This window comes from Chthonobacter rhizosphaerae (genome assembly GCF_013839525.1).
Taxonomy (GTDB): domain Bacteria; phylum Pseudomonadota; class Alphaproteobacteria; order Rhizobiales; family Pleomorphomonadaceae; genus Chthonobacter; species Chthonobacter rhizosphaerae.
On the sequence record NZ_JACDIS010000019.1, the window covers coordinates 15,333 to 41,602 of the forward strand.

At 71.1% G+C, this 26,270-nt stretch carries 23 protein-coding genes; 11 read left to right on the forward strand and 12 right to left on the reverse strand.

The genetic code is table 11. The features are described from left to right. Window positions 1-241: 241 nt before the first annotated feature. The 3 genes from ahcY to HND91_RS21240 form a co-directional block, all read right to left on the reverse strand. Entirely contained in the window at window positions 242-1,642 is a 1,401-nt protein-coding gene (gene ahcY, locus HND91_RS21230; RefSeq protein ID WP_181708612.1) for an adenosylhomocysteinase, read from the reverse strand. Between the two features lie 801 nt (window positions 1,643-2,443). Then, window positions 2,444-2,650: a DUF1737 domain-containing protein gene (locus HND91_RS21235; RefSeq protein ID WP_181708613.1), complete on the reverse strand. Its 207-nt coding sequence runs from the start codon at window positions 2,648-2,650 to the stop codon at window positions 2,444-2,446. A gap of 158 nt (window positions 2,651-2,808) precedes the next feature. Continuing rightward, window positions 2,809-3,708: an HpcH/HpaI aldolase/citrate lyase family protein gene (locus HND91_RS21240; RefSeq protein ID WP_181708614.1), complete on the reverse strand. Its 900-nt coding sequence runs from the start codon at window positions 3,706-3,708 to the stop codon at window positions 2,809-2,811. Between the two features lie 382 nt (window positions 3,709-4,090). Between HND91_RS21240 and HND91_RS21245 the strand changes: the two genes are divergently transcribed. Then, window positions 4,091-5,188, forward strand: coding sequence for an alkene reductase (locus tag HND91_RS21245; protein ID WP_181708615.1), 1,098 nt, complete (start codon window positions 4,091-4,093; stop codon window positions 5,186-5,188). Window positions 5,189-5,382: 194 nt separating this feature from the next. Continuing rightward, window positions 5,383-6,339, forward strand: coding sequence for an alpha/beta fold hydrolase (locus HND91_RS21250; protein ID WP_181708616.1), 957 nt, complete (start codon window positions 5,383-5,385; stop codon window positions 6,337-6,339). Window positions 6,340-6,388: 49 nt separating this feature from the next. Here the strand turns inward: HND91_RS21250 and HND91_RS21255 are convergent, their stop codons facing one another. The 6 genes from HND91_RS21255 to HND91_RS21280 form a co-directional block, all read right to left on the reverse strand. Continuing rightward, window positions 6,389-7,735, reverse strand: a complete 1,347-nt coding sequence (locus HND91_RS21255; RefSeq protein WP_181708617.1) for an esterase-like activity of phytase family protein — start codon at window positions 7,733-7,735, stop codon at window positions 6,389-6,391. 134 nt (window positions 7,736-7,869) lie between these two features. Continuing rightward, window positions 7,870-8,667 carry a 5-deoxy-glucuronate isomerase gene (gene iolB / locus HND91_RS21260; protein ID WP_181708618.1) on the reverse strand — a complete coding sequence of 266 codons (798 nt, stop codon included), beginning with the start codon at window positions 8,665-8,667 and terminating at the stop codon, window positions 7,870-7,872. A gap of 56 nt (window positions 8,668-8,723) precedes the next feature. Next, window positions 8,724-9,608, reverse strand: coding sequence for a myo-inosose-2 dehydratase (gene iolE / locus HND91_RS21265; RefSeq protein WP_181708619.1), 885 nt, complete (start codon window positions 9,606-9,608; stop codon window positions 8,724-8,726). A 65-nt stretch (window positions 9,609-9,673) separates the two neighbouring features. Further along, window positions 9,674-11,518 (reverse strand): 3D-(3,5/4)-trihydroxycyclohexane-1,2-dione acylhydrolase (decyclizing), encoded by a 1,845-nt coding sequence (iolD, locus tag HND91_RS21270; protein ID WP_181708620.1) that lies wholly within the window; start codon window positions 11,516-11,518, stop codon window positions 9,674-9,676. Between the two features lie 55 nt (window positions 11,519-11,573). Next, window positions 11,574-13,484: a bifunctional 5-dehydro-2-deoxygluconokinase/5-dehydro-2-deoxyphosphogluconate aldolase gene (locus tag HND91_RS21275; protein WP_181708621.1), complete on the reverse strand. Its 1,911-nt coding sequence runs from the start codon at window positions 13,482-13,484 to the stop codon at window positions 11,574-11,576. A 170-nt stretch (window positions 13,485-13,654) separates the two neighbouring features. Beyond that, the gene (locus tag HND91_RS21280) at window positions 13,655-14,461 is read right to left on the reverse strand and encodes a MurR/RpiR family transcriptional regulator (protein WP_246329623.1); all 807 of its coding nucleotides are present in this window, start codon (window positions 14,459-14,461) and stop codon (window positions 13,655-13,657) included. Between the two features lie 337 nt (window positions 14,462-14,798). Between HND91_RS21280 and iolG the strand changes: the two genes are divergently transcribed. After that, window positions 14,799-15,791 (forward strand): inositol 2-dehydrogenase, encoded by a 993-nt coding sequence (iolG, locus tag HND91_RS21285; RefSeq protein WP_181708623.1) that lies wholly within the window; start codon window positions 14,799-14,801, stop codon window positions 15,789-15,791. Window positions 15,792-15,978: 187 nt separating this feature from the next. Here the strand turns inward: iolG and HND91_RS21290 are convergent, their stop codons facing one another. Next, a complete protein-coding gene (locus HND91_RS21290) occupies window positions 15,979-16,866 on the reverse strand; it encodes a helix-turn-helix domain-containing protein (RefSeq protein WP_181708624.1) in 888 nt (295 codons plus the stop codon). Between the two features lie 240 nt (window positions 16,867-17,106). Between HND91_RS21290 and HND91_RS23275 the strand changes: the two genes are divergently transcribed. The 8 genes from HND91_RS23275 (at window position 17,107) to HND91_RS21330 (ending at window position 24,680) form a co-directional block, all read left to right on the forward strand. Further along, the gene (locus HND91_RS23275; protein WP_181708625.1) at window positions 17,107-17,910 is read left to right on the forward strand and encodes an MOSC domain-containing protein; all 804 of its coding nucleotides are present in this window, start codon (window positions 17,107-17,109) and stop codon (window positions 17,908-17,910) included. Window positions 17,911-17,972: 62 nt separating this feature from the next. Further along, entirely contained in the window at window positions 17,973-18,302 is a 330-nt protein-coding gene (locus tag HND91_RS21300; protein ID WP_246329626.1) for a 2Fe-2S iron-sulfur cluster-binding protein, read from the forward strand. A 380-nt stretch (window positions 18,303-18,682) separates the two neighbouring features. Continuing rightward, window positions 18,683-19,639 carry a LysR substrate-binding domain-containing protein gene (locus tag HND91_RS21305; protein ID WP_181708627.1) on the forward strand — a complete coding sequence of 319 codons (957 nt, stop codon included), beginning with the start codon at window positions 18,683-18,685 and terminating at the stop codon, window positions 19,637-19,639. A gap of 71 nt (window positions 19,640-19,710) precedes the next feature. Further along, window positions 19,711-20,997, forward strand: a complete 1,287-nt coding sequence (gabT, locus tag HND91_RS21310) for a 4-aminobutyrate--2-oxoglutarate transaminase (RefSeq protein WP_181708628.1) — start codon at window positions 19,711-19,713, stop codon at window positions 20,995-20,997. 5 nt (window positions 20,998-21,002) lie between these two features. Next, the gene (locus HND91_RS21315; protein WP_181708629.1) at window positions 21,003-22,457 is read left to right on the forward strand and encodes an NAD-dependent succinate-semialdehyde dehydrogenase; all 1,455 of its coding nucleotides are present in this window, start codon (window positions 21,003-21,005) and stop codon (window positions 22,455-22,457) included. Window positions 22,458-22,637: 180 nt separating this feature from the next. Beyond that, on the forward strand, window positions 22,638-23,531 hold the full coding sequence (locus HND91_RS21320; protein WP_181708630.1) for a VOC family protein: 894 nt from the start codon (window positions 22,638-22,640) through the stop codon (window positions 23,529-23,531). A 162-nt stretch (window positions 23,532-23,693) separates the two neighbouring features. Continuing rightward, window positions 23,694-24,119, forward strand: coding sequence for an Hsp20 family protein (locus tag HND91_RS21325; protein ID WP_181708631.1), 426 nt, complete (start codon window positions 23,694-23,696; stop codon window positions 24,117-24,119). A 330-nt stretch (window positions 24,120-24,449) separates the two neighbouring features. Beyond that, window positions 24,450-24,680, forward strand: coding sequence for a BQ00720 family protein (locus tag HND91_RS21330; protein ID WP_075214371.1), 231 nt, complete (start codon window positions 24,450-24,452; stop codon window positions 24,678-24,680). A gap of 275 nt (window positions 24,681-24,955) precedes the next feature. On the opposite strand, the gene ptsN is transcribed toward HND91_RS21330, so the two are convergent. Next, window positions 24,956-25,420: a PTS IIA-like nitrogen regulatory protein PtsN gene (ptsN, locus tag HND91_RS21335; protein WP_181708633.1), complete on the reverse strand. Its 465-nt coding sequence runs from the start codon at window positions 25,418-25,420 to the stop codon at window positions 24,956-24,958. Window positions 25,421-25,496: 76 nt separating this feature from the next. Continuing rightward, entirely contained in the window at window positions 25,497-26,084 is a 588-nt protein-coding gene (gene hpf / locus HND91_RS21340; protein WP_181708634.1) for a ribosome hibernation-promoting factor, HPF/YfiA family, read from the reverse strand. Window positions 26,085-26,270 lie beyond the last annotated feature (186 nt).

Below are 26,270 nucleotides of genomic sequence, written 5' to 3' on the forward strand. Positions count from 1 at the left end.
CTGAACGAGGTTCGCCCCTACGCCGTCCCGTCGTCCGGTGGCCTTCGGAGACGAGACGATTCGGTCCAAAAATACCGAACTTCAGCGAGCACAAGAAGACGCGGCGGCGGTTATCGTTCCAGTGTGGCACGTCTGCCGAACTGGCCGTTAAGGTTCGCTTTATGTTCCTTGAGTCCTGTCAAGAATACGCCCCGGAGGAGACCTCCGGAGCGCGTTAATCAGTCGGAATTACAAGATGTCATCAATACCGATAGTGGGCTGATTTGAAGGGCCCCTGCGGTTGCACGCCGATGTAGGCGGCCTGGTCGGACGACAGCTGGGTCAGCTTGGCGCCGAGCTTGGCGAGGTGCAGCGCCGCCACCTTCTCGTCGAGGTGCTTGGGCAGCACGTAGACCTTGCGCTCGTACTGGTCGTTGCGCGTCCAGAGCTCGATCTGCGCCAGCGTCTGGTTGGAGAAGGACGCCGACATGACGAAGCTCGGATGGCCGGTGGCGTTGCCGAGGTTCACGAGCCGCCCCTCGGAGAGGAGGATCATCCGCTTGCCGTCCGGGAACTCGACCAGATCCACCTGCGGCTTCACGTTCCGCCACTTGTAGTTCCTGAGCGCCGCGACCTGGATCTCGTTGTCGAAGTGGCCGATGTTGCAGACGATCGCCATGTCCTTGAACTTGCGCATGTGCTCGATCGTCACGACGTCCTTGTTGCCGGTCGCCGTCACGACGATGTCGGCGCGCGGCGCGGCGTCCTCCAGCGTCACCACCTCGAAGCCGTCCATGGCGGCCTGGAGGGCGCAGATCGGGTCGATCTCGGTGACGAGCACGCGGGCGCCGGAGCCGGCGAGCGACTGGGCCGAGCCCTTGCCGACGTCGCCGTAGCCGCACACCACGGCCACCTTGCCGGCCATCATCACGTCCGTGCCGCGCCGGATGGCGTCCACCAGCGATTCGCGGCAGCCGTACTTGTTGTCGAACTTCGACTTGGTGACGCTGTCGTTGACGTTGATGGCCGGGAAGGGCAGCTCGCCCCGCTCCTGCATCTGGTAGAGGCGCATCACGCCCGTCGTCGTCTCCTCGGAAACGCCGCGGATGCTCGCCTTCGCCCGCGAGTAGAAGGTCGGGTCCTTGGCGAGACGGGTGCGGATCGCCTCGAACAGGCACTCCTCCTCCTCGTTGCCCGGGTTGGCGATCACCGAGGGGTCCTTCTCGGCCTTGGACCCGAGGATGACGAGGAGCGTCGCGTCGCCGCCGTCGTCCAGGATCATGTTGGCGGTCTCGCCATTGCCCCAGTCGAGGATGCGGTCCGTGAAGGTCCAGTATTCCTTCAGGGTCTCGCCCTTGAAGGCGAACACCGGAATGCCGCTCGCCGCGATGGCGGCCGCCGCGTGGTCCTGGGTGGAGAAGATGTTGCACGAGGCCCAGCGGATGTCCGCGCCGAGGGCGGCGAGGGTCTCGATCAGCACGGCGGTCTGGATGGTCATGTGCAGCGAGCCGGCGATGCGCGCGCCCTTCAGCGGCTGGGCGCTCGCATATTCCTCGCGCACGGCCATCAGGCCCGGCATCTCGGTCTCAGCGATCTCGATCTCGGTCCGGCCCCAGTCGGCGAGCCCGATGTCCTTGACGAGATAATCGGTGGCGGCGGCCATGGGTGTCTCCTCGGTGGAAGCGGCGCGCGCACCTGCACGGCGCCCATCATGGCCGCCCTTATAGGCGAGCCCGCGCGGAAAGGCAATCAGGATATAAACATCCCTTTATATCCTCCCTGCACCGCAGGAAATGCCGCTCGAAACCAGTGCGGCGACGCCCTCGCCGACAAGGCCACTGGCACACCCCACTCAACCGTCATCCCGGCGAACGCCGGGATCCAGCCGACGCCGCCGCAATCCCCACCCGCGCGGATGATCCGCCGTCGATTGGACCCCGGCCTTAGCCGGGGTGACGCCTAACGACAGGACGCCCCGTCCTCCCCGACGCCACCGGCGCTCCCATCTCAACCGTCATCCCGGCGAACGCCGGGATCCAGCCGACACCACCGCGTTCTCCGCCGGCGCGGATGATCCACCGTCGATTGGACCCCGGCCTTCGCCGGGGTGACGCCTAACGACAGGACGCCCCGTCCTCCCCGACGCCACCGGCGCTTTCATCTCAACCGTCATCCCGGCGAACGCCGGGATCCAGCCGACGCCGCCGCAATCCCCACCGGCGCGGATGATCCGCCGTCGATTGGACCCCGGCCTTCGCCGGGGTGACGCCTAACGACAGGACGCCCCGTCCTCCCCGACGCCACCGGCGCTCCCATCTCAACCGTCATCCCGGCGAACGCCAGGATCCAGCCGACGTCGCCGCAATCCCCACCGGCGCGGATGATCCACCGTCAGTCGGGCCCCGACCTTCGCCGGGGTGACGCCTAGGCGGCCCATCCTCCCTGCCGCCCCCCCTTCGCCCCCTCACCAGTCCGACAACTTGACGTCCGGCGTGTAGTCCACCCCGTCCACCTCCTTCTCCACCGGCTGGCCGCAGATGACTCGGCCCTGCACGGGGTCGAAGGTCAGCGAGGCCGGGCCGGCGAGGCGCCAGCCCTTGTTGAGCGCGGCGGTGACCCGGTGGCAGAAGGCGCTGTCGTCAGGTCCGGTGATGAAGCGGTAGAGTTTCATGGGAAGAAGGGTCCGGTCGGAAGCGGGAAGAGTGCGGCGCGTCGCGAAGCGCACGCGCGGTCCGTCTCCCTAGCGGGTCGGGGGCGCGCTTGGAAGGCCTGTCGCCTGCGACGACCGCCCACCCCCGGCCTCCCGGCGCCCTCGGGCCGAACCGCCCGTCAGCTCGCCGTCGCGGTCAGCTCCCGCATGGCGATCGCCTCCATCAGCACCAGCGTGCGGGCGGCCATGTCGGCGTGCAGCCGCTCCACCATGCGGCCGTCCACCCTCACTGCGCCCTTGTCGGCGTTCTCCGGCTCGGCGAACACCTCCACCACCTTCTGGGCCCAGGCGACCTCCGTGGCGCTCGGCGTGAAGGTGCGGTTGGCGGTCTCGATCTGCATCGGGTGGATCAGGGTCTTGCCGTCGAAGCCCATGTCGCGCGCCGCCACGCACTCCTCCAGGAAGCCGCGGGCGTCGTCGAGGTCGTTATAGACGCCGTCCACGATGGCGATGCCATAGGCCCGCGCGGCCGCAAGCGCCTGCATCAGCCAGGGCACCATGGGGGCGCGGCCCGACACGATGCGGGCGCCGGTCTCCTTGGCGAGGTCGTTCGTCCCCATCACGAAGCCGGCGAGCCGGCTCCCCGGCTCGCGGGCGTAGGCGGCGATCTCGCGGATGTTCAGGATGGCGAGCGGCGTCTCGATCATGGCCCAGAGCGCGACGGTCCCGGCCGGGTCGGCGGCGTCCATCACGCCGGCGGCGGCGGCCAGATCCTCAGCCGAGCTCACCTTCGGGATCAGCACTCCGTCCGGCAGGGCCGCCGCGGCCGCGTCCAGGTCGGCCGGGCCCCAGGGCGTGTCGCGGCCGTTCACCCGGATGAACACCTCCCGGGCGCCGTAGCCGCCGGCCGTCACCGCCTCCGCCACCCGGGCGCGCGCCTCCTCCTTGGCGTCGGGCGCCACCGCGTCCTCCAGGTCCAGGATCAGGCTGTCGGCCGGCAGGGCGCGCGCCTTCTCCAGGGCGCGGCTGTTGGAACCCGGCATGTAGAGCACGCTCCGGCGCGGACGGACCACGGCCATGGGGGACCTCCTCGTCAATGGGCGGGGCGACGCCCGGTGGTCGCCGGGCCCGTCTCGCCGGTCGCGGGGTGAAACCCCGTCTTCGCGGTGCAGCATAGCGGCCCGCGTGCGGGCGGGCCAATTCGCCCTTCGGCGACGTGCCGCCGGGGCAACCGCCCTGCGGAAAATCCCTCATCGTTCAACAGATCGTGACGGTCGGCCGGAGATTGCCCGGATTTGCTCATACAAATACCGGTCCCACGCCCGTGCGGCCCTCCGGACGCCTTGACATCCCGCGGCGCAGCACCGACGTCCCGGTCGGGCCGGACGCCTCCCCCGGCCTTTTCCCGGGACCGGCCCTGCCGGCCCCGGCCCTCCTCATCGACGTCCAGGACGTGTTCTCATGACCTCCCGACCTGATCTGTTCTCCCCCGTGCGCCTCGGGGCGATCGAGCTCGCCAACCGCGTCGTCATGGCGCCGCTCACCCGCAGCCGCGCCGACAAGGACGACGCCGTCACCGACCTGACGGTGGAATACTACCGCCAGCGCGCGTCCGCCGGCCTCATCGTCACCGAGGGCTCGCCCATCTCCCGCCAGGGCAAGGGCTACGCCTACACGCCCGGCATCTTCACCGACCTGCAGGTGGAGCGCTGGCGCAAAGTCACCGACGCGGTCCACGCCGCCGGCGGCCGGATCGTCATCCAGCTCTGGCACGTGGGCCGCATCTCCCACCCGGACCTCCAGGCGGACGGCGCCCTCCCGGTCGCGCCCTCGGCTGTCCGGCCGGAGGGCAAGGCCTTCACCGAGGCAGGCTTCAAGGACCTCGTCACGCCCCGGGCCCTCGCGGCGTCCGAACTCCCCGGCATCCTGGACGACTTCCGCCGCGCCACGGTCAACGCCCGCCGCGCCGGCTTCGACGGCGTGGAGATCCACGGCGCCAACGGCTACCTCCTGGACCAGTTCCTGAAGGACAAGACCAACCGGCGCACCGACGCCTACGGCGGCTCGGTGGAGAACCGCATGCGCTTCCCGCTGGAGGTGGTCGACGCGGTCGTGGGCGCCTGGGACAAGGACCACGTGGGCATCCGCATCTCGCCGGTCAGCCCCGCCAACGACATCGACGACAGCGACCCGAAGGCCGTGTTCGTGCCCTTCGTGGAGGCGCTCTCGGCCCGCGGCCTCGCCTACCTGCACGTGATCGAGGGCGCCACCGGCGGTCCGCGCGACCTCGGCGGCTGGGACCCGCGCGATCTCCGGTCCGTCTTCAAGGGCGCCTGGATGGGCAACAACAGCTACGACCGCGACCTCGCCATGGAGGCGGTGGCGACCGGCGAAGCGGACGTGGTGGCCTTCGGCCGGCCCTTCATCGCCAACCCGGACCTCGTGGAGCGCCTGCGCCGCAACGCGCCGCTCGCCGAGCCGGACCGCGCCACCTTCTACGGCGGCGACGCCAAGGGCTACACGGACTATCCGACCCTCGGCGAGGCGAGCGCCGCCTGAGCGGCTACCCCCGCGACAGCGCCGGCGCCCGCAAGCGCCGGCCCACGGCACGCCGGCCGGGAGCGGCCAACCGCTCCCGGCTCAAGTTCTCGACTGGACGCGCGGCCGTGCGGAACCTCGGGCTCCACCGCCCCGTTCCGTCGGCGACCTCGCCGCCGGGACACCTCCGGGCGCGCCGCCGACCGGAGCCCTCCATGCCCATCGCCAAGTCCCGTGCCGCCACCGTCCTCGGCCTTGCCGCGCTGGCCGCCGCTTCCGCCGTCGTCGTCCGGGAGGCGGCCCGCCGCGCCGAGCGGCGGCATCCGCCCATGGGCGACTTCGTCGAGGTGGACGGCGTCCGCCTCCACTACGTGGCCGAGGGCGACGGCCCGCCCCTCGTGCTCCTCCACGGCAACGGCAGCATGATCCAGGATTTCGCCTCCAGCGCGCTCGTCCGCGAGGCGGCGCTCCGCTGGCGGGTGATCGTGTTCGACCGGCCGGGATACGGCTACTCCACCCGGCCGCGCGGACGCCGTTTCACCCCGAAGGCCCAGGCGGACCTGTTCGTGAAGGCTTTCGCGGCCCTCGGGCTCCACCGGCCGATCGTGCTCGGCCATTCCTACGGAGCGCTCGTCGCCGCCGCCATCGGCGTGCGCCACCCGGAGGCGATCAAGGCGCTCGTGCTGGCCTCCGGCTACTATTTCCCGTCCGTCCGGCCGGAAGCGCCGGTGTTCGGCCTCGCCGCCGTGCCGGTGCTCGGCGACGTCCTCCGCCACACGGTCTCGCCGGTCCTCACGCGGCTGATCTGGCCCGGCCTGATGCGGGTGATCTTCGGCCCGAAGCCCGAGCCGGAGAGCTTCCGGCGCGGCTTTCCGAAGAGCCTCGCGCTCCGCCCCGGCCCGCTCCGGGCGAGCGCCGCCGAGGCGCTCGACATGATCCCGGCGGCCGCGGGCCTCAGCCGCGACTACGGGCACATCGCCGTCCCGACCGTGGTGATCGCCGGCGCGGACGACCGGATGGTCGACACCGCCTACCAGTCGGGCGCGCTCCACAGGGCCATCCCGGGCAGCCGGCTCGTGGTGCTGCCCGGGTTCGGCCACATGGTCCACCACGGCGCGTCCTCCGCCGTGGCGGCGGCCGTCCTGGAGGCGGAGCGGCTGGCGGCGGCCTGACCGCCGCCGCCGCGCGGATCCGGCCGCTGGACCTGTCCGGTCCTTCGCGTCACTCCGCCTTGGCGGCCAGGAAGTCCGGCACCTCCAGGAGCACGAACTCGGTGTCGTCGATCGCCGACACGGAGCGGCCCTTGGAGAAGGGGAAGTTGTTGTCGTTCACCACCAGGATGTGGCGCTCGTCCACCCGTTCCACGTTCTCGATGGTGACGAAGGGCATCCGGAAGGTCTTGTCGTCCCGGTTGCCCTGGCGGGCGACGCCGTTCGGGTCGTCGATGGCGAGGAGATCGAGAGCCGCCACCTTCTTCACCGGCTGGCCCGGTTCCACGCCCGCGAAGTCGATCATAGTGATCCGCTTCAGCTGCGCCGGCTGCTTGTGGCAGTCGGCGGTCTGGCCGTCCTTGCAGGCGAGTTCCGCGTCGCCCTGGCCGTTGTCGCGCTCGATGACGAGACCGCGGGTCGCGTCGATCATGTTGAAGTCGCCGATGGCGTTGCCGTTCGCCTCCAGCGGATAATGCCACCAGGTGCCGGTGAAGCTCTTCGTCGCCACGTCGTATTCGAAGATCCGCAGCGCCTCAGTGCCGTTCACCGTCTCGTAGGCGCCGTTCAGGTGGAGCGGGCCCTCCAGCAGCGGATAGAGCTTCGTGCCGTCCACCGAGGCGGCGAGCCCCTCGTAGCCGCGCGAGCGCTTGGCGTTGAAGGCCGGCAGGGCGCCGTCCGGGCTGGCCGGCAGGGCGAGACGATAATGGTCGGGCGACTGCACCGTCAGGTCGCCCACCCTGGTCTCCTGGAAGGAGACGACCTTGCCGGTCTCCCGCTCCACCGCGATCAGGTAGGGGCCGAACTCCTCGCCGATGAAGAGAAGGTCGCCCACCGGCTGGACGCCTTCGAGGTCGAGGTCCGAGCCCGTCAGGTAGCGCTCCTTCGTGCCCTCCATGGCGATCGCGAACGGAATCACCTTGTCCGGGTCGTTGAGGAAGGTGGTCTTCACCACCTCCACGGTGCCGGCGGCGAAGTCCGGCTTCACCACGTGGACCATCAGCATGGCGTCCTCGGAATTGGCCTTGGCGCCGAAGCCGTTGTCGGTCAGCACCAGGTAGCTGCCGTCGCCGAGCGCCTTGATGCCGGAGAAGCCCTGCAGCGGCTGGCCCTTTACCGGCAGGGTCGCGCCGCTGCCCGCTTCGGCGCGGATGCGGGCGGGGTCCTTGTCCGTGGTGAACTTGCCGGAAACCTGCAGCGCCTCCGGGGCGTCGGCGGGCGCCGGCACGAAGGAGGCCGCGGGCAGCACGGCGTGCCCGGCGAGGACCGCCGGCTTCATGTCGGCCGCCGGGGCGGCGACGGTCAGGGCGGCGGTGGTCAGGGCGGCGAGCGACAGGGTGGCGGGAAGCGAAAGGCGCATCGGGAAAACCCTCCGGACGTGTCCGAGGGCACCATCGCTAGCGCCGGCCGGTCACAGCCGGTTGGCGGAACGGTGACGGGCCGATGAACCGGTGTTCGCCCGCGATGTCGGCGACCGACCCGCCGCCCCGGCCCTCACGCCTTCAGCAGCCACGCATGCTCCGGCGCGTTGTGGAATTTCCAGGTGCGCGTCGGCCCCGCCATCACGTTGAGATAATAGAGGTCATAGCCCGCGATCGTGGCGCACGGGTGGTAGCCCTTCGGCACCAGCGTCACCACCCCGTCCTCCACCACCATGGCCTCGTCGAGGCTCCGGTCGTCCGTGTAGACCCGCTGGAAAGCGAAGCCCTGGGGTGGCTGGACGCGGTGGTAGTAGGTCTCCTCCAGGGCGGACTCGTGCGGCAGGTTGTCCTCGTCGTGCTTGTGGGGCGGGTAGCTCGACGTGTTGCCGCCGGGCGTGATCACCTCCACGACGAGGAGCGAATCCGCCTCTTCGGTCTCCGGCAGGATGTTGGCCACATGGCGCACGTTGGCGCCCTTGCCGCGGGTCTCCTGGCCGACCGCGTCCGGGCCGATCAGCCGGGGCGGCCGCGCGCCCGGAACGCCCGGCGCGGAGCAGACCGCGAGCGTCACCTCCGTCTCGGCCGCCACCGTCCACCGGTCGCCGGCGGGCGCGTAGACCGACCAGGGCTTGCCGTCGAACGGGCTCATCCGCTCCCCGATCACCCCGAAGTCCGCCTCCCCCACCGTCACCGCCGCCCGTCCGGATACCAGCACCAGGCAGACCTCCCGGTCCCCGGTCGTGGCCGACGCCGTCTCGCCCGGCCGCAGCCGGTGGAGGTCGAAGCCCACATAGGTCCAGCCGGCGCTCTCCGGCGTCACGTGGTGCACGCGCCCGGCGTCGCCGGCCGGTCGGAGGAGGAGGTTCGGCATGGCGGCTCGTTCCAATCTCGTCGGTGTCTCGTCGGTGCCCGTCGGTGGACCGGCGGTCAGGCCCTGAGGCCGGCCTCGCGCAGGAAACCGGTGAGGTTCCGGTAGCCCATGGAGACATAGTGGTAGGGGTTGGCCTTCTCCGGGTCCTGCTCGGCCTCGATCACCACCCAGCCGTCATAGTCGGGGATCTGCCGGAACACCGACACGTAGTCCACGGTCCCGTCGCCCGGCACCGTGTAGACGCCCGAGAGCACCGAATCGAGGAAGGACCAGTCCTCCGCCTCGGACCGGGCGCGCACGTCCGCCCGCACGTCCTTGCAGTGCACGTGGCCGATGCGGTCGCGGTGGAGCCGGGCGAGGCGCACCGGGTCGGCGCCGCCCCAGGTGGCGTGGCCGGTGTCGAGGAGAAGCTTCACCGCCGGGCCGGTGCCGGCCATGAAGCGGTCGATCTCCGCCTCGGTCTGGATCACCGTCCCCATGTGGTGGTGGTAGACGAGCTGCAGGCCCTCCGCCTTCACGAGCTCGGCGAAGCGGGTCATGCGCGGCAGGAAGACCGCCCAGTCCTCCTCGGTCATCACCGGCCGGCGCGACAGCGGCGCGCCCTTGTCGCCGTGCACCGTGCCGGTGCATTCGCACACGATCAGCACCTCCGCACCCGCGCCCTTGCGAAGCGCGATGGCCTCGCGGGCGGCCTCCAGCTCGGCGTCGGCGTCGCGTGTCAGGAGGAAGGTGGAATACCAGCCCGACACGAACACGAGGCCGAAGTCGGCGAGCTTGGCCTTCAGGGCCTCGGCGGTCTTCGGGAACTTGTTGCCGAGCTCCATGCCCTCGATGCCGATATCGCGCGCCTCGCCGAGGCACTGTTCCAGGCTGATGTTGCCGCCGATCTCGATCATGTCGTCGTTCGACCAGCAGATCGGATTGGCCCCGATACGGATCATGGAAGCTCTCTCCAGAAGAAAAGGTCTCTTTATGCGACGTCCGGACGTCCCGCGCGGATCTCGGGTCAGAGCGGCCGCTGGCGGGCGATGGCGGCCTCGTAGTCGGCGCGCGCCCGGCGCACCTCGGGCCGGTCGCTCACCTCCGGCACCGCCACGTCCCACCAGTGGCCGCCGTCCTCGGTGGTGATCAGCGGATCGGTGTCGATGACGGCGACCGTGGTGCGGTCGTTGTCCCTCGCCCCCTTCAGGGCCGCTTCCAGCTCGCCGATCGACCCCACCTTGGCGGAGATCGCCCCGAGCGCGGCCGCGTGGGCGGCGAAGTCCACCTCGGGCAAGCGCACGTGGTGGGCGTCCTTCAGAAGGTTGTTGAAGTTGGCCCCGCCGGTCGCCATCTGCAGCCGGTTGATGCAGCCGTAGCCCCGGTTGTCCAGCACCACGACGGTGAGCTTCACGCCCATCATCACGCTGGTGGCGATCTCCGAGTTCAGCATCAGGTAGGACCCGTCGCCCACCATGACGACCACCTCGTCGTCCGGACGGGCCATCTTGACGCCAAGGCCGCCGGCGATCTCGTAGCCCATGCAGCTGTAGCCATATTCCAGGTGATAGCTGCCCGGCGCGCCCGCCTGCCACAGCTTGTGCAGCTCGCCCGGCAGGCCGCCCGCCGCGCACACCACCGTGGCGTCCGGCCCGAGCGCCCGCTGCACCGCCCCGATCACCTCGCCGTCGGACGGCAGCGTCCGGTTCGTGGCGACGGTCGCGGCGGCCACCGCCTGCAGCCACTCCGTCCGCCCGTTCACCGCCGCCGCCTGCCAGCCGGCCGGCGCCGCCCAGCCCCTGAGCCGCTCGCCGAGTTCGCCGAGCCCCACCCGGGCGTCCGCCACCAGCGGCTGCGCCCGGTGCTTGCCGGCGTCGAACGGCTGCACGTTGAGGCCGATCAGCCGGCTGGCGTCGTTCTGGAACAGCGCCCAGGACCCGGTCGTGAAGTCCTGCAGCCGCGTGCCGACCGCCAGCACCACGTCCGCCTCGGCGGCGAGCGCGTTCGCCGCCGACGACCCGGTGACGCCGATCGACCCCATGTTGAGCGGATGGCTCGCCGGCAGCGACGACTTGCCCGCCTGCGTCTCGGCCACCGGCACGCCGTGGGCCTCCGCGAAGGCCGCGAGCGCGTCCGAGGCCCCCGCGTAGAGCACGCCGCCGCCGGCGACGATCAGCGGCTTCGACGCGCCCTTGAGAAGCGCGGCCGCCGCCTGCAGCTCGTCCGCGTCCGGACGCACCCGGCGCGGCCGCCAGACCGTCTCGTCGAAGAAGCCGGCCGGGCAGTCGAACGCCTCCGCCTGCACGTCTTGGCAGAGCGCCAGCGTCACCGGCCCGCATTCGCCCGGGTCGGTCAGCACCGCCATGGCGCGCCGGAGCGCCGGCACGATCTGCTCGGGCCGGGTGATCCGGTCGAAGTAGCGCGACACCGGCCGGAAGCAGTCGTTCGCCGAGACGGTGCCGTCGCCGAAGGCCTCCACCTGCTGCAGCACCGGATCCGGCCGGCGGTTGGCGAACACGTCGCCCGGCAGGAGCAGCACCGGCAGCCGGTTCACGTGGGCGAGGGCCGCGCTGGTGACGAGGTTGGTGGCGCCCGGCCCGATCGACGTGGTCACCGCCATCATGCGCCGGCGGGCGCTCGCCTTGGCGAAGGCGACGGCGGCGTTCGCCATGCCCTGTTCGTTGTGGGCCCGGAAGGTCGGCAGCAAGTGGCGCACCCCGTGCAGCGCCTCGCCCATGCCGGCCACGTTACCGTGGCCGAAGATCGCCCAGACCCCCCCGAAGAGCGGCACGACGGCGCCGTCGATCTCGGTCTTCTGCGCGGCGAGGAAGCGCGCCAGCGCCTGCGCCATGGTCAAGCGGATCGTCGTCATCGCGGTCGTGTCCTCGCCAGGTCCGGTCTCGTCGTGGTTTTCCGTCAGCGCCCGCTCAGGCCGCCCGGGTCCGGGCGGCCGCGTCCCAGGCGGCCACCAGGCCCTCGAACCGCCCGGCCATGTCGGCGACCGCCGCCTCGTCGGTGATCGACCCGGCCAGCCAGCGCGGCGCCGCGTCGGCGAAGATGGTGCGGCCGACCGCGAAGCCCTTCACGAGCCGGGAGGTCGCGGCCACCCGGAAGGCCTCGGCCAGCTCCTCGGCCGGCGCCTCCAGGCCGAGCAGCACGATGCCCCGGCACCAGGGGTCGTTGGCCGCGATCACCGCCTCGATCCTCGCCCAGGCCGCCGGGCTCGCCTGCGCCTCCAGCTTCCACCAGTCCGGCCTGATGCCGAGATCGTAGAGCCGGGTCAGCACCGCCGCCACCGTGTCGTCGCCGAGCGGCCCGTGCCGGCCGGCGATGATCTCCACCAGCAGCTCGCGCCCCACCGTGCGGGCCGCGTCGGCGAGGCGCAGGAGCTCGCGCTCCTGGCGGGCCTTCAGGTCGTCCGGATCGTCCGGATGGTAGAAGCAGAGGCATTTCACCGTGTGGCCCACGGGCCATTCGGTCAGGTGGCTGCCGAGGTCCGGCATCCGGTCGAAGTCGAGCGGTCGGGAGCCCGGCTTCTCCACCGGCCGGCCAATCCAGAACGGATGGCGCGCCGCCTTGAACAGCGCCTTGCCGCCATGGGTGCCGTCGAGCAGCATGCCGAAGCCCTCCCGCCCGCGGGCGACCCGGGCGGCCGCCTCCACGGCCAGCACCTTGAAGTCGGCGATCCGGCCCCGGTCCGCTCCCGCCCGGTCGGCGATCTCCTCCAGCTGCGCCCGGTGGTCGATGGCGAGCGCCATCAGGCCCGCCGGCTGGGCGCGCCGGGTGGTCGCCCAGTGGATGTGGTTGAGGTCCGGGTCCTTGCGCAGCGCCCGGGTGCGGGCGCCCTTCTCCAGGAAGTGCCGCAGCTCTTCGAAGGTCGGGTATTCGGGCGCGCAGAGGAGGCGCGACACCGCGAACGCCCCGCAGGCGTTCGCCCAGGTGGCCGAGGTCGCGTGCGGCTCGCCCCGCAGCCATCCGCGCAGGAAGCCCGACATGAAGGCGTCGCCGGCGCCGAGCACGTTGTAGACCTCGATCGGGAAACCCTCGCCCACGATGCCGTCCGCGAGGTCCTCCGGGATCGGCCCGTCATAGACCACGCACCCCTCCGCGCCGCGCTTCAGCACGATGGTGGCGGCCGTCAGCGCCCGGATCGCCCTGAGGGCCTCCGGCACCGTGTCGGCGCCGGAGGCGATCAGGATCTCCTCCTCGGTGCCGACCACCAGGTCGCAGTCGGCCAGCACCGGCCGCAGCCGCTCGCTCACCGCGTCCGACTTCACGTAGCGGGAGAAGCCGGCGTCGTGGCCGGCGAGACCCCAGAGGTTCGGCCGGTAGTCGATGTCGAACACCACCCTGCCGCCCGTCGCCCGGGCGATCCGGATCGCCTTCGCCTGCGCGGCGGCGGTGTTCGGGCGCGAGAAGTGCGTGCCGGTCACCACGACGGCGGCGGCCGAGCCGATCAGCGCCTCGTCCACGTCGCCCTCGTCGAGGGCCATGTCGGCGCAGTCCGTGCGGTAGAAGATCATCGGCGAGACGCCCTCGTCCTCCACGGCGAGGAGGACGAGGGCCGTCAGCCGCTCCCGGTCCACCTTGACGCCGTCGGTCGAGACGCCCTCGCGCGCCAGCTGTTCGCGGATGAAGCCGCCCATCTGCTCGGCGCCCACCCGCGTCAGGAGGGCGGACTTGAGCCCGAGCCGCGCGGTGCCGACCGCGATGTTGGCCGGGCAGCCGCCCACCGACTTGGCGAAGGACGCGATGTCCTCCAGGCGCGAGCCGATCTGCTGCCCGTAGAGGTCGACCGAGGCCCGTCCGATCGTCACCACGTCCAGGGTCTTGGCCATGTCGCTCCTCCCGGCGCCGGTCCGGCCGGCTGGCCGCGCCTCCGTCCCGCGCGATCCGCCCATCAGGCGACGGTCAGCGCGGTCCACGCGATCCGGCGCGGACGGCGGCCCCGCCCGCGGCGCGCCCGGCCGAGCCGCCGCCCGAAATGAAGCATACGTTTCCGCCCCGGTCAATCTGGAACGTATGTTCCATTCTCGGCGGACCGGCGCCGGGCCTCCGCCACCGCCACGGCCAGCGTCATGGCGAGCGCCATGGTGGCGGCGAGGGAACGGAAGCCCTGGTAGTCCGCCTCCACCACCTCGAACCAGATCCGCCCGTCGGCCACCAGCGGGCTGAACGGGCTGTCGGTCACCACCACCACCGGCGTCCGCCGGGCGATCTGCCGGGTGAGGTCGACCGTCGCCGACGCATAGGGCGTGAAGCTGATCGCGATGGCGGCGTCCCGCTCGGTGGCGAACGACACGGTCTCCGCGTCCACCCCGTTCGGCGAGCCCACCAGCACGGTCTTCACGCCGAGCTTGCCGAAGGCGTAGTTCAGGGTGCTGGCGATCGGGTAGGACCGCCGCTGGGCGATCAGGTAGATGGTCTCGGCCCGGGCGAGAAGCGCCACGGCGGCGTCGATCGCCTGGAGATCCGCCCGCTCGTGCAGGGCCTCGATGGACCGGGTGGCCGCCGCGCAGAAGCCGTCGAACACCGCTGCGGCCGCGGAGGCGCCGCGCCCGTCCGCGCGCAGCGATCTCAGCCGGTCGTCATAGGGGGCGACTCGGTCGCGCAGGCGGTCGCGGAACACCGCCTGCAGGTCGGAAAAGCCCTGGAAACCGATCGCCTGGGAGAAGCGCACCAGGGTGGAGGGCTGCACGGCCGCCTTCTCGGCGATGCTCGCCACCGTCCCGAAGGCGATCTCGTCCGGGTTGGCCATCGCGAAGGCGCCCACCTGGGCGAGCCGCTTCGGCAGCCGGATCCGGCCGCTCGCCATCAGGTCCCTGAGGCTCTGGAAATCGCGCGGCGGACCGTCCGCCGCACCCTCCTCCAAGATCCCGCCCCGATCCGTCAAACCCACCTCCCCGCGCCGCTTGACGCCCGCGACGAAACTGGAATACATGTTCCACATCAGTCCGTTTCAGTCAAAACCTATTCCGGGACCGGCGCCTGCCGGCGCCGATCGTCGGATGGGCGGTCGGCCCGCGCGGGCCACTCCGCCGCCCGGCGGCCACGATGTCCGCCGCGGGCCGGCCGGGTCCGCCGACCGCCACACCGGAGCGCGGACGCCCGCACGGGACCCGCGGATCTCCTCACCGAACCACGAGGCCAGCATGACCGTCAGATTGGGACTTCTCGGCGCCGGGCGCATCGGCAAGGTGCACGGCGGGGCCATCGCGGCAACGCCGGGCGCGACGCTCGTCGCCGTGGCGGACGCCTTCCCGGACGCGGCCCGCGCCCTCGCGGACCGCCATGGCGCCGAGGTGCGCGACGTGGACGCCATCATGGCGTCGCCGGACATCGACGCGGTCCTGATCACCACGCCGACCGACGTGCACGCCACCATGATCGAGCAGGCCGCCCGGGCCGGGAAGGCCATCTTCTGCGAGAAGCCGGTCGATCTCGACGCCGGCCGGGTGCGCGGGTGCCTGAAGGTGGTGGCCGAAACCGGCGCCAAGCTGATGGTGGGCTTCAACCGCCGGTTCGATCCGAACTTCATGGCCGTGAAGGCCGAGATCGAGGCCGGCGCCATCGGCGACGTCGAGATGGTCTCCATCACGTCCCGCGATCCCGCCCCGCCGCCGGTGGACTATATCGCCCGCTCGGGCGGCCTCTTCCGCGACATGACCATCCACGACTTCGACATGGCGCGCTGGCTGCTCGGCGAGGAGCCGGCGACCGTCTACGCCGCCGCCTCCAACCTGGTGGACCCGGCCATCGGCAAGGCCGGCGACGTGGACAGCGCCTCGGTCATCCTCACCACCCGGTCCGGCAGGATCGCCCAGATCTCCAACTCCCGCCGGGCCACCTACGGCTACGACCAGCGCATCGAGGTGCACGGCTCCAAGGGCCTCGCCAGCGCCGAGAACGTGCGCCTCACCACCCTGGAGGTCGCCAACGAGGCCGGGTACCGCCGGGCTCCGCTCCTCGACTTCTTCATGACGCGCTACACGGCCGCCTACGCCAACGAGATCGCGGCCTTCCTGAAGGCGCTCGCCGGCGACGCCCCGATCAGCCCGACCGGCGACGACGGCCTGAAGGCGCTCCTGATCGCCGACGCGGCGGTGGAGAGCGTGCGCACCGGCGCCGTTGTCCGGCTCGCCTGATCCCGGCCACGGCCGCGCCGGTCCGATCCCCCGCCGGACGCGTCCGGCGACGCCTGGTCGGCCCGGCCGTGCGCTAGCGCATTCTCCGAGCGAGTTGCACGACTTGATCGCCGAGAGAGTGCGCCAGGGTCTCGAATCCGGAGCGATGTCCCGTCGACCTGACAGGTCCGAGAGGTCGGAAATCGGTCTAGTGCCGGCAGCCGACCCGCACGGCGGTCGGGGTCGTCCCGAAGGCGCCCCGGAAGGCGCGCGAGAAACTGACCGGGTTGGCGTAGCCCCAGCGGCGCGCCACCTCGTTGATCCGAAGGCCCGACAGCCGGGGATCGCGCAGGTCCTCGTGGATGCGCTTCAGCCGCTCGCGGTGCACGCAGTCCTTCAGGGAGAAGCCCGCCTTGGCGAGCGTGCCGAACACGGTGGTCCGCGAGATGCCGAGTTCGGTGGCGATGAGCTTGGCCGACAGGTTCGGGTTGGCGATCTCGTCGGCGATGAACCGGCGGATCCGGCGCAGGATCTCGGCTTCGGCGGCCGCCGTGTCGCCCCCGGCCGGGATGGCGCGCAGCAGGAGGGCGGTCAATTGGTCCTCGGCGATGTCGGCGACGTCCTCCATGGTGCGCGGGTCGTCGTAGAGATCCTGCAGCATGGTGCCGGCCATCCGGCCGGCGCCGCGTCCCTTCAGAACCGAGAGTGGTGGATCGCCCGCCGACGTGAGATACCGGCGCAGGGGCTCGCCGCCGAGAACCGCCCCGATGCTGGCGGCACCGGCGGGGCAGTCGATCGTATAGGGCTCGTCGGTGTCGATGAGGAGGAGATCGCCCGGCTCGCCGACGGACGACCGGCCAAACTGCTCCAGCGTCACCGGCGCGCCCTGGACCAGGGCGAGGTGGAAGGAGCCGTCGGCCCGGCGGGCGATGTCCGCCGGATGGCGGGTGACCCGATGTCCGGTGAGTGTCATGCTGACGATCTGGAAGCCCGCATGGGTGAGGGACTCGAACCGCCCGCGGAAGTGATCGACCGACAGAGGCTCGGGCGTCAGCGGCACCAGCGCGCTCTCGACCATGGTCGTCCAGACATCCACCCGGGCCGTCTCCGGTAGATGTGCAAGATCTACGGTTGTTCTCTCCATATTCTACTCGCCGCCTTCGCCTCGCGCCGCTCTCTACTTGAGAACCACTATGGCAATTTCTACGTGTCTAGTCGGACTTTTTGCATAGCCATATTACGTAATGTAAATAGCATTGCGTTTGCACATAGGCATTAATGACGAACAGGCGGGCGGCGCGACATTTCGGCGCGACGGGACGGCGAGGAATGGAATGTGAACGGCCGCATTGACTCGATCCATCGCTATCCCATCAAGAGCCTGCCCGGCGAGGCGCTCTCCTCCACGCCGGTGACACGCACCCGCGGCCTGGAGGACGACCGTCGGTTCGCCCTCCTTCTTCCCGGCACCCGGTTCGATCCGGACGACGGCATGCCGCTGCCGAAGACCCGTTTCGTCACCACCATGCGGACCGCCGAGACCGCGCTCCTGTCGCTGCGCTACGACGAGCGCTCCACCCGGGTCGAGATCGCGGCGCGAGGCGAGCCGCTCGCGGCGGGCCACCTGACGGTGGAGGCCGACCGGCGGATGGTGGCCCGGGCGCTCGGCCGCGTCCTCAGGCCGGACGATCCGGACGGGCTGACGCTCGTGGAGGCGCCGGGCCTGCGCTTCACCGACGCCAGCATCGTGTCCGCCGGCATGATGAACACCCTGACGCTCATCAACCTTGAAACGCTGCGCGAGGTCGAGGCCCGGCTCGGCCGGCCCCTCGATCCGCGTCGGTTCCGGGCCAACATCGTGGTGGACGGCCTGCCGGCCTGGTCGGAGTTCGACTGGATCGGGCGGTCCGTGGATTTCGCCGAGGCCGGCTTCCAGGCCGTCTCGAGGGTCCGACGCTGCGCCGCGGTCGACGTGGATCCGCGGACGGCCCGGCGCGACGGCAGCTTTTGGGTCGCCATGGTCCGCGCCTACGGCCACGTGGATTTCGGCGTCCACCTGTCGGTCCGGGTCGGCGGGGACATCTCCGTCGGGGATCCGCTGGCGGCCGAGATCCCCGGTCCCGTCGAACTGCCCGCCTGAACTCACCGCCTGACATCATTGCGTAAGGTCCCCGCGCGATCTGGAGACGCCAACCCGTGCAGATGCTCACTTTCGTCATGCCCGACGGTACGCAGCGCACGATCCGGGCGGCGGCCGGCCTCAACGTGCTCTACGCCGCCGCCCTCCACGACGTGCCCCATCTGTGCGGCGAGTGCGCCGGCGAGGGCGTCTGCGGGTCGTGCCAGGTTCTGGTGGAGGCGGCGACCGGCTGGACGCCGCCTGAACGCTCCCCCGAGGAGGAGCTGGCGCTCGGCATCGGCCGGAACCCGGACCGGGGCGAGCGGCGGCTCGCCTGCATGCTTGCCGCCCCGTCCGGCGCGGCCCTGCGCATGCGGATACCCCCGCTCGACGAGGCCGGCCGGACCCGCTGACCGGGGACGACCGTCCCGCCGTCCGGCGCCGACTGGTCAATGCACCGGTCACGGCCGTCCCGCCGACCGGGCACATCCCTCCCGTCGGCCGGGTGTTTCCGTCCGCCGGGGCGCTCCGGGCCCGGCCTTCCGACAGGGCCCGGTTCGTCGCCGTCATGTGGGATCGGCGGCGACCGGATGTCCGGCCTTTCCGGCCGACGTCGACGACGACACGCCCCCATCGGCGCCGCCGACGCCGGGGCCTTGGCGGGCGCCGTCGCGGGGCCGGGCCGGGACGCGACCGGATCGGGGCCGGCGCGCCCGCCGGTCGCGCCGGGGCTTTGCCTCGGCGGCGAAAGCGCTCTAGGATCCGGCCTTCCGTCCCGCCCCGCCGGTGCCCGATGTCCCGCTCGCTGCCGCCGCTTGTCGCCCTTCGCGCCTTCGAGGCGGTGGCGCGTCTCGGCAGCGTCCGCAAGGCGGCGGAGGAGCTCGGCGTCGACCACGCGGCCGTCGGTCGGCACGTGAAGAACCTGGAGGCCTTTCTCGGCACGCGCCTGTTCGACAGCGGTCCGAGGGGCACCCGGCCGACCCCGGACGGCCGACGATACGCCCACCAGGTGGGTCTCGCCTTCGACGTGATCGGCGAGGCCACCGACGCCCTGAAGCCCCGCTCCGCCGGCGGCGAACTGCGGATCTGGTGCGTCCCGGGCCTTGCCGCCCGCTGGCTGATGCCCCGCCTGAAAGCCCTCGAAACCGCCATCCGGGACCGCGAGATCGTGCTCCGTCCGACCGACCAGGCGCCGGATCTCCTGCGCGGCGAAGCGGACGTGGAGATCCGCTTCCGCGAGCGCCCGGTCGCCGGCGTCTCCGCCGAACCCCTTGCGACGCCTCGCTATTTTCCGGTCGCCAGCCCCGCCTTCCTGGCCGGTCGACCCGCCCCGGTCCGGGCCGCGGACCTTGCCCGGCTGCCGCTCATCCACGAGGAGAGCCGGGAGCAGTGGCGCCACTGGCTCGCCGCCGCCGGCCTCGATCCGGTTCCGGCCCTCGACGGTCCGCGGCTCTGGTACGCCAACGTGGCCATCGAGGCGGCCCTGATGGGCCAGGGCGTGGTGCTGGTCAACCCCTTGCAGATAGAGGCGGAACGGGCTGATGGCCGGCTCGTGGAGCTGATGCGCACCGACATCCGGATCGGCGCCTACGTGATCCAGATCGAGACCGGCCGCTGGTCCGACCCGGTCATGGTCAAGCTCAGGCGCTGGCTGAAGGACGAGATGGCCCGCTCCCTGGCGGCGGACGCCAGCCTCTCGCCGGTGGTGACCACAGGTCACCAGAGCGGCGTCGAATCGGCCTCTGCCTGACGGCGCGAACCGGCGCGATGATCGGGGCCGCGGTTCGAAGCCGCGCCTCTTTCTGCGCAAGGACTTCCGTCATGGCCACCAACGCCGAACTCGCCGCCCGCCGCCAGCTCGCCGTCCCGCGCGGCGTCGCCTCCGCCTATCCGGTGTTCGCCGCGAGAGCCGAGAACGCCGAGCTCTGGGACGTGGAGGGACGCCGATATGTGGACTTCGCCGGCGGCATCGCGGTTCTCAACACCGGCCACAGACACCCGCGCGTCATCGCCGCCGTCAAGGAGCAGCTGGAGCTCTACACCCACACCTGCTTCCAGGTCGCTCCGTACGAGCCCTACGTGGAGCTCGCCGAGCGCCTGAACGCCCGGGCGCCCTTCAAGGGCCCGGCGAAGACCATCTTCTTCACCACCGGCGCCGAGGCCGCCGAGAACGCCGTCAAGATCGCCCGGGCGGCGACTGGCCGGTCGGCGGTCATCGCCTTCACGGGCGGCTTCCACGGGCGCACCATGCTGACCATGGCGCTGACCGGCAAGGTGCTGCCCTACAAGAAGAAATTCGGCCCGATGCCGGGCGAGGTCTACCATCTGCCCTTCCCGGTCGCCGACCACGGCGTGACCGTGGAGGACAGCCTGAAGGCGCTCGACTTCCTGTTCCGCGCCGACGTGGAGCCGTCCCGGGTCGCGGCCATCATGATCGAGCCGATCCAGGGCGAGGGCGGCTTCTACGAGGCGCCGCGCGACCTGATGGTGGCGCTCCGGACGATCTGCGACGAGCACGGCATCCTCCTGGTCGCCGACGAGGTGCAGACCGGATTCGCCCGCACCGGCAAGCTGTTCGCCGTGGAGCATTCGGGCGTGGAGCCGGACCTCGTCACCATGGCGAAGTCGCTCGCCGGCGGCTTCCCGCTTGCCGGCGTCCTCGGCAAGGCGTCGATCATGGACGCCGCCGAGCCCGGCGGCCTCGGCGGCACCTACGCGGGCTCGCCGGTCGCCTGCGCGGCGGCGCTCGCCGTCCTCGACGTGATCGAGGAGGAGAAGCTCTGCGACCGGGCGGACGCCCTCGGCGCTCGGGTGAAGGACAAGCTCGCCGCCGTCGCGCGCCGCAACGACACGGTGGCGATCACCGGCATCCGCGGCCCCGGCGCCATGATCGGCTTCGACATCGTCAAGTCGCGCGGCGCCTACGAGCCGGACGCGGAGGCGACGAAGCGCGTGACCGCCGCCGCGCTCGAAGAGGGGTTGATCCTCCTCTCCTGCGGGGTCTACTCCAACGCCATCCGCATCCTGGTGCCGCTCACCGTGTCGGACGCGGTCCTCGACGAGGGCCTCGCCAAGCTGGAAGCGGCGCTCGTCAAGGCCAAGGGTTGAACACCATGACACTCGCGCTCAAGGATCCGTCGCTCCTCAGGACCCAGTGCTACATCGACGGCGCGTTCGGCGGCGAGCCGGTCGATCCGGTGACCAACCCGGCCTCCGGCGCCGTGCTCGCCAAGGTGCCTCGCTACGGCGCGGCCGAGACCACGGTCGCGGTGAATGCCGCCAGCGCCGCCCTGGAGCCCTGGGGCGAGACCCTCGCGAAGGAGCGGTCCCGGCTCCTCCGCCGCTGGTTCGACCTGATCACGGCGAACCGGGACGACCTCGCCCTCATCCTCACCTCCGAGCAGGGCAAGCCGCTGGCGGAGGCGCGGGGCGAGATCGACTACGCCGCCTCTTACGTGGAGTTCTACGCCGAGGAGGCCAAGCGCATCCAGGGCGAGACCCTGCCGACCCATCGGGCGGACGGTCGGATCATGGTGATCCGCCAGCCGGTCGGCGTGGTCGCCGCCATCACGCCGTGGAACTTCCCGGCCGCCATGATCACCCGCAAGGTGTCGCCCGCCATCGCGGCCGGCTGCACCGTGGTGGTGAAGCCGGCGCCGGAGACGCCGCTGACGGCCCTCGCGCTTGCCGAACTCGCCCACCGGGCCGGCCTGCCCAAGGGCGTCCTCAACGTGATCACCGGCGACGCGCCGGCGATCGGCGGCGTGATGACCTCCCATCCGGCGGTGCGCCTCGTCGGCTTCACCGGTTCCACCGAGGTCGGCAAGCTCCTGATGCGCCAGGCCGCCGGCACGGTGAAGAAGGTGGCGCTCGAACTCGGCGGCAACGCGCCCTTCATCGTGTTCGACGACGCGGATCTCGACGCGGCCGTGGAAGGGGCGATGATCTCCAAGTACCGCAACATGGGCCAGACCTGTGTCTGCGCGAACCGGATCTACGTCCAGCGCGGCGTCTATGACGCTTTCGTGGAGAAGCTCGCGGCGGCGGTCGCGCGGCTGAAGGTCGGCAACGGCACCGAGGAAGGGGTCACCCAGGGCCCGCTCATCACCGAGGACGCCGTCGAGAAGGTGGAGCGGCATCTCGCCGACGCCCTCGCCAAGGGTGCCCGCGTGGTCACCGGCGGCAAACGGCATGCGCTCGGCGGGACCTTCTTCGAGCCGACGGTGCTCGCCGGGGTGACCCAGGACATGATCGTCTCCAAGGAGGAGACCTTCGGCCCCATGGCGCCGGTCTTCCCGTTCGACACGGAAGCCGAGGCGATCGCCTATGCGAACGACACGGAGTTCGGCCTCGCGGCCTACTTCTACGCCCGCGACGTCGGCCGCATCTTCCGGGTCGGCGAAAAGCTCCAATACGGCATGGTGGGCATCAACTCCGGCCTCCTCTCCACCGAGCTCGCCCCGTTCGGCGGCATCAAGGAGAGCGGCAACTCGCGCGAGGGCTCCCACCACGGCATCGACGAGTTCGTGGAGAAGAAATACATGCTGATCGCCGGCCTCGATCGCTGACGATCTCTGTTCAGCTGGACGATCTTCCGAAGGAGGTCGTCCGGCCGATCGTTCACCGACGGCGAACAGCATGTTGAGCGTTCGCGGTCTCGCGCGGGCGGGGTCATCGGTCCTACATTCGAGGCCATGATACCGGCCGCGCCCCTCGGCACGGCCGGTCCTTCTCGAAAGCCGACCGCCATGACCGCTTCGACCACCACCGAAGGCGCCGCCCGGCCCGTCCTGCCGTCCGCCACCCGCATGGGTCCCGTCGTCCTCGCCGTCCGCGACGTCGACCGGATGGAGGCCTTCTACCGGTCCGTGATCGGCCTTGAGCCGCTGGCACGGGACGGTCGCGGCGTGGCGCTCGGCACCCGGGACGGCGTTCCGCTCCTCGTCCTTTCGGCGCGCCCGGACTTCAAGCCGGCTTCGCCGCGCGCGCCCGGCCTCTTCCACACGGCCTTCCTGCTGCCGTCTCGGGCGGATCTCGGCCGGTTCGTCCGGCACTTCGCCGACGCCGGCGTGCGCGTCGGCGGCGCCAGCGACCATCTGGTGAGCGAGGCCCTCTACCTGGACGATCCGGAGGGGAACGGCATCGAGGTCTACCGGGACCGGCCCCGGTCCGAATGGCCGCTCACCGACACGGGCATCCGGATGGCGACCGTCGCGCTCGACATCCGGAGCGTCGTAGCGGCCGGCGACGAGGCCGGCGGCGGCTGGTCCGGCGCGCCGGAGGGCACCAGGGTCGGGCATGTGCACCTGAAAGTGTCGGATCTGGACGCGTCCCTCTCCTTCTACCGGGACCGTCTCGGCTTCGACCTGATGGCCACCTATCCGGGCGCCTGTTTCGTAGCGGCCGGCGGCTACCACCACCATCTCGGGCTCAACGTCTGGGCAAGCCGCGGAGGCGTCCGGGCTCCGGACACGCTCGGCCTTATGGCGGCCACCCTCGTCGTGCCGGGGAGCGACGACGGCTTCCGGGACAGGATCGGGGCGGAGACCGGCCCGGCCACGGTGACCGACCCGTCCGGCAACCGGATCGTCGTGCTCGACCAGGCGCCGGACCCGCGCGCGGCGCTCGCCCTCGCCGGCTGATCCCGGCGACCGGCCGCGCCGGCTGACTCCGGCAGCCGGGGCGCGGTCTTGAACGGACCGCTCCGGCTCGCCATATTCGCCAACGATGGGCGGAGACGCCCTCCGGACGCCGACGACCGGGTCCGGACCATCAAGGTCGCTTCTTTGCGAGGACTTTGATCGATGACGCGCATGACCACCTTCTCGAGCCCCTTTCTCCTGGGGTTCGACGATATCGAGCGGGCCCTCGACAGGGTCTCCAAGGCCGCCAACGACGGCTATCCGCCCTACAACATCGAGCGGATTCCCGCCAACGGCCCCCACGGGGACGTGATCCGCATCACGCTTGCCGTGGCCGGCTTCACCCGCGACCAGCTGGACGTCTCCGTGGAGGAGAACCAGCTCGTGATCCGGGGGCGGCAGGTGGACGACAAGGCGCGCCAGTATCTGCACCGCGGCATCGCGGCCCGGCAGTTCCAGAGAACCTTCGTCCTGGCGGAAGGCATCGAGATCCTCGGCGCCGACCTCTCGGACGGGCTCCTGTCGATCGACCTCGTGCGACCCCAACCCGAGCGGGTCATCCGCAAGATCGAAATCAACGCCCGCTGATCCGAAGCGGCGCCCCGACGTACCGGAACCGGGAGCCGTCGACGACGGCCGTGCCCCGAGCCCCGATGCCCGCCCGCGGACGGCGTGCGGCGGTCGGCGGAACCGGGGCGGGTTCCGGTCCGTTCCCAATCATAGAACGGGCAGCGGGTCCCCCCGAAAGGGGTCCGCCGACGGGATTGACCGGCGCATTAACGGCGACGGAACGGTTTCGGTCCGACAGTGGACGAGCCGCGACTTCGTGACTGGTCCGACGGTCGAAAGAGCCGATCGGACGCGAGGAGGTTCGTGATGAACGAGTACAATGCCCACAAGGTCGCGGCCCACCGGGTCATGCCCGACGCGGCTTTCCTGCAGCTTGGCGACGGCAAGGTCGCCTACATCCGCCGCATCACGTCGGACGACGTGCGCGCCCTCTTCCCCGAGGCGCCGCACCTTGCGCCCGGCCTGAAGCTCTGGGCCCTTCTGTCGGCCGACGGCACGCCGATCATGCTGACGGACAGCCGGGAAGCCGCCATGGCGAACGCCATGGAGGCGGAGCTGACCACCGTCAGCGTGCACTGAAGCGGAGCCCGTCGGCAGGCGCGATCGGCAAGGGGACCGGCGATCGAGGTCTGACGTCGATCGGCTCGGCCGATCGGTCTGCTTCGCCGCCTTCCGTCCAATCGGCGGCGGGGGTCGCTTCTGCCGGACCCCGGCCCGGCGAGGCCGGCCGAAACCCCTGACGGGGGCCGGGACGCCTCGCGGTCCGTCTCGGCCGGGACCGAGCGCCGGCCGGACGAGCTTCCATCACTCGACGAACGTGTCGGCCCGCCGTCCCGGCGGGCCTTTTCGTTCGCTCAGGCGGCGTTGGACGCGACCGGCTGGGTGATGAGCGCGAAGATCGCGGCCGCGTCGTTGGCGGCGCGCAACTTGGACGCGATCGTCGGCTCGCGGAGCACGCGGGCGATCCGGGCAAGCGCCTTCAGGTGGTCCGCGCCGGCGTTCTCCGGCGCCAGCAGCAGGAACATGAGGTCCACCGGCTCGTCGTCGAGCGCGTCGAAGTCGATCGGCTTGTCCAGGCGCGCGAACACGCCGACGAGCCGGTCGAGCGCCACGAGCTTGCCGTGCGGGATGGCGACGCCGTGGCCGACGCCGGTCGATCCGAGCTTCTCGCGCTGGAGAAGGGTGTCGAAGATCTCCCGCTCGGGGCGCTGGGTGATCGCGGCGGCCTTGGCGGCCATTTCCTGCAGCGCCTGTTTCTTGGAGTTGGCCTTGAGGTGCGGGAGCACGGCCTCGACCTGCAGAAGGTCGCTCAGATCCATGATGCCAGCCTTTGTGCTAAGAGCGCCGCCGGGTGCGATGGGGCGCCCTTGCTGTTGATGGGTGTGACGGTCGCCCTCACGACGACATGTCGGAGAGCGCCGGGTCGATCCAGCCGATGTTTCCGTCGCCTCGCCGGTAGACGACGTTGATGGCGCCGCTCCCCGCGTTGCGGAACACCACCACCGGCACGCCGGTGAGGTCCAGGTCCATGACCGCCCGGCCGACCGTGGTCGTGGCGATCCGCTGCGTCGTCTCGGCCACCACGACGGGCGCGAAATCCTCCGCGACCTCCTCGTCCTCGTCCGGCGCCGCGAGCACGTAGGACGGCGCCTCGAAGCTCCGGTCCTCGTCGCGCCCGTTCTCCGCCGGATGACGGCCTTTCAGCTTGCGCTTGTAACGACGCAACCGCTTGCCGATCCGTTCCGCCGCCTGGTCGGCGGCCGCGTAGATTTCGTGGGCGGTCGCACGCGACTGAAGCACCGTTCCGGTGTCCAGGTGGATGGAACAGTCGGTGGAATAGCCCGAACCTTCCCGCTCCACCACCACGTGGCCCGTGTAGCCGCCGTCGAAGTATTTATCCAGCGCCTCCGAGATCCGGCCTTCGATGTGCACGCGAAGCGCCTGACCGATGTCGACGTTCTTTCCGGAGATGCGAAGCGGCATGGGACCTCCCTTGGGATGACGCGTTGTTCTCGTCCCGCCGCCTTCCGGGCCGTCGAGGCGGCCGCCGTGCGGTTCTCTCCAGGGCCGTCGCGCGTCTGACGACGACGCCACGTGGGGACGATCTTCCTTCTATCCGCGAACGCTCCGATCGGGCGGTTCCGGCGCGGCCCTCGTCGGTCGCACCAA